The sequence below is a fragment of the Chitinophaga sp. genome, from assembly GCF_035564935.1.
Lineage (GTDB): Bacteria > Bacteroidota > Bacteroidia > Chitinophagales > Chitinophagaceae > Chitinophaga.
Map to the genome: position 1 here is coordinate 1 of NZ_DATMTE010000086.1, position 3,552 is coordinate 3,552.

3 protein-coding genes and 1 tRNA gene are annotated in these 3,552 nt (G+C 44.3%); 2 read left to right on the forward strand and 2 right to left on the reverse strand.

The window, feature by feature from the left end; genetic code table 11:
- Positions 1-299: 299 nt before the first annotated feature.
- Positions 300-584 carry a helix-turn-helix transcriptional regulator gene (locus VN105_RS02430; protein ID WP_325637569.1) on the forward strand — a complete coding sequence of 95 codons (285 nt, stop codon included), beginning with the start codon at positions 300-302 and terminating at the stop codon, positions 582-584.
- Positions 585-639: 55 nt separating this feature from the next.
- Here VN105_RS02430 and VN105_RS02435 read toward each other — a convergent pair whose 3' ends face one another.
- Entirely contained in the window at positions 640-1,818 is a 1,179-nt protein-coding gene (locus VN105_RS02435; RefSeq protein WP_325637570.1) for an acetyl-CoA C-acyltransferase, read from the reverse strand.
- Positions 1,819-1,975: 157 nt separating this feature from the next.
- Here VN105_RS02435 and VN105_RS02440 point away from each other — a divergent pair.
- A tRNA-Lys gene (locus tag VN105_RS02440) sits at positions 1,976-2,049 on the forward strand.
- A 111-nt stretch (positions 2,050-2,160) separates the two neighbouring features.
- On the opposite strand, the gene VN105_RS02445 is transcribed toward VN105_RS02440, so the two are convergent.
- Entirely contained in the window at positions 2,161-3,369 is a 1,209-nt protein-coding gene (locus tag VN105_RS02445; RefSeq protein ID WP_325637572.1) for a metallophosphoesterase, read from the reverse strand.
- Positions 3,370-3,552: the final 183 nt, after the last annotated feature.

Here is a 3,552-nt window from a genome sequence, read left to right on the forward strand (position 1 = left end):
ATCCGGCGATGTGCCGGTTAGTACTTGAACCAGTTTCCCCCACCCTTCTTTTCCATTCTTCTTCATCTGATTATTCCAATAGTTGTTAGCACCAACTATTAATGTGATTGCATCCCGATTACTTTTTTACCGGTGTTCCGGTAACGGCATGCTATGCTCAAAATGAAAATCTATTTCTCAAAAATTTGTCGCCCGTATCAATTCAACACTATTAAGATCAATCATTTACACATTATAATACAAATATAGTCAATAATTATTACAGTGGCACATTTTTGTAACATTTTTAAACCCAACTAATGTTATTATATAATCACCGCGTTATCGGGATAATCCGTAAATCGCTAAAACTAACCCAACAGGATATGGCTAATATGCTGGGGGTATCGCGCGCCTGCTTTATTACATATGAGAATGGGAGATCGAAAGGAATACGTGATTTCTTTTTTGAGAGAATGATCGCACAATTCGGGATTGATCTTCGTTCTACTGCAGATCCACACTGTATCACGTTTGTGGACGGTACCAGGCTTCCACCACCGGTATATCAATATCTACGTACGCTGGAACTGAAAGAAACATAAAAAGAAAGGAGCCAATGGCTCCTTTTTTAGTATTAAGGTGAGTTGACCGGTATTATCAGTTGATATTTTCAATGATACCTGCAATGCCTTGTCCCCCGCCCACACAGGCGGTAACAATGCCATACTTCTTATTTAATCTTTTTAAATCGCCCAGTAACTGTACAGTTAATTTGGCGCCTGTACATCCCAGCGGATGGCCTAAGGCAATGGCACCGCCATTGATATTTACGATGTCCGGATTGATGCCCAGTTCACGGATAACGGCAATAGACTGTGAAGCAAAAGCTTCGTTCAGTTCTACCAGGTCGATATCCTGCAATGATTTACCGGTACGTTGTAACACTTTTGGAACTGCAGCTACAGGCCCTACTCCCATGATCCGGGGATGCACCCCTGCGGAAACACATCCCACCAAACGCCCTATAGGCTTCAATCCCAGCTCATTCACCATCCGCTCGCTCATTACTACTACGAAAGCGGCGCCATCGGAAGTTTGGGAAGAATTACCTGCTGTAACGGACCCACCGGCAGCGAAAACAGGCTTCAGCTTTGCCAGCGCTTCCAGCGAAGTGTCTGCACGCGGGCCTTCATCCGTATCAACTACATAGGAACGTTTTTGCTTTTTGCCTTTTTCATCTACATATACTTCTTCCACAGAAACGGGTAATATGCCCGGTTTGAAATAGCCGTTCTGAATAGCGTTCAACGCTTTTTGATGTGATTTATAAGAGAACTCATCCTGGTCCTGGCGGCTTACCTTAAATTCATTAGCCACTGCTTCAGCGGTGAGTCCCATACCGATATAATAATCAGGATTAGTGCTGGCCACCGTATAGTTGGGTACTGTTTTCCAACCCGCTACCGGCACCAGGCTCATACTTTCGGTACCTCCGGCAATAATACAATCGGCCATCCCGGTTTGTATTTTGGCGGTGGCAATAGCGATTGTTTCCAGGCCGGAAGCGCAGTAACGGTTCACCGTCATTCCCGGCACATCAATACCCAAAGCCCTTACAGAAATCATACGGCCAATCTGTAAACCCTGTTCTGCCTCGGGCACCGCATTTCCTACAATCAGATCGTCGACCCGCTTAGGATCCAGCTGGGGCAAGGATTTCAGCAACCCGGTGATAACATCTACAGCCAGGTCATCCGGCCTGTAAAAGCGAAATCCCCCTCTTTTGGATTTTCCCACCGCAGTGCGGTAGCCGGCAACTATATACGCTTCTTGCATGAAAAAAAATTTATAATGAGCTAACGGTTAGATTATCAACATAATGGATATTTATCCACATTTCGACCTTCTTCTCAAATTTAATTAAATAAAGTACACAAATATTCAGAAGATCCGTTAAATTTGCGCTCACGTTTTTTAACAAAGACGGTGGAAAGACTCCCTAGCTCAGTTGGTTAGAGCTACTGACTCTTAATCAGTAGGTCCTGGGTTCGAGCCCCAGGGGGGTCACAAATAACTTTCAAAGCCTGCGCTGGTCGCAGGCTTTATTTTTTATTTATTCCGCCGCAGCCTGCAAATTTCAAATCAGGATAAGGTAAATTTCAATAGAGCATCGTAACATTATACCTCAACTGTTTGGTCAGTTGATATTGATTTACGCTTTAAAGTAATCACCGCCACCTCCGGCCACATACCAATTCTACCTTTCAGACCCAGAAAGCCGAACCCGCGGTTGACATACAGAAAACGCCCTTTGTTCTGATAAAGTCCAACCCATTGTTTGTAAACGTACTTGATAGGGCTCCACTTAAAACCAAACAACTCGATGCCGAACTGCATGCCATGTGTATGCCCTGATAATGTAAGATGAATGTGCTGATGATGCTCGAGCGTTACGCCTTCCCAATGCGAGGGATCATGTGACATCAGCACCTTAAAAGCGTTATCAGGAACGCCAACAGCCGCTTTCTTTAAATCCCCGTATTGATGGAAGCCACCCTTGCCCCAGTTTTCTACACCTAACAGGGTAATGGACTGTCCATCTTTTTGAAGAGAGATGGCTTCATCGAGCAATAACCGAAAACCAATTTCAGCGTGTACCTGTTTTAGCCGGGTCAGATTGGCTGCTTTGGCCCCGGGCGTTTCCCATTGAATGTAATCACCATAATCATGGTTCCCCAGCACCGAGAACTTTCCCATCGGTGCTTTCAACGCTGCAAAGGCAGGTATCCACCTGGTCATTTCTGATGCCTGGTTATTAACCAGGTCACCAGTAAACAAAATAACATCACTGCCTTGTGCATTGACCAGGTCCAATCCCTTTTTTACTCCGGCAGCGTTGGTAAAGCTACCGGAATGAATGTCTGTTATTTGTGTTATAGTAAAACCATCAAAAGCTTCAGGCAAATCCGGGAAATAGATTGTTTCACGTCTTACACGGTAAAAGTGTCTCCCGCGTGTAATGCCGAACAACACAATGAGGAACAGTATAGCAGCTGTGACCAAAGTTAGCTCGCTTACCCAAAATGTTCTCGGCGGAAACCCGCGAAACACCCTGGCAATATCTTCAATAATTAAAAAAGGTAGCGAAAATAAACGGGGAATAAAAGCCAGCAGCATCAGTCCCATCAGCCAGGCAATTAATGTTTGCTGTGAGCGTGAGCCACGTCGTCCAAAAATTACGGCAACTATGCCACTTATCAGCAGCAAATCGATGAGCCAATAACACCATAGCAGCGCACTGGAATTTACGAGCGTTTGTATAGCCTGATAAAAATACAGATCGGCACCGAGCCAGAGCAGAATAATCAGCGGGAGTCTTTTTGCCATTTATTTATATAAATAGATATGTTAAGTATGTGTTCTCTATAGATGACGATTGAATCGTGCAGATATTTTAAAAGAAGGAGAAAATACTAACTGCTTCCACCCGTAATACTATGCTGATTATGAAGAAGTGCCCACAGGATACTGTGCTTGATGTTCAAATTCGGGAGATTGATATATAGGGGC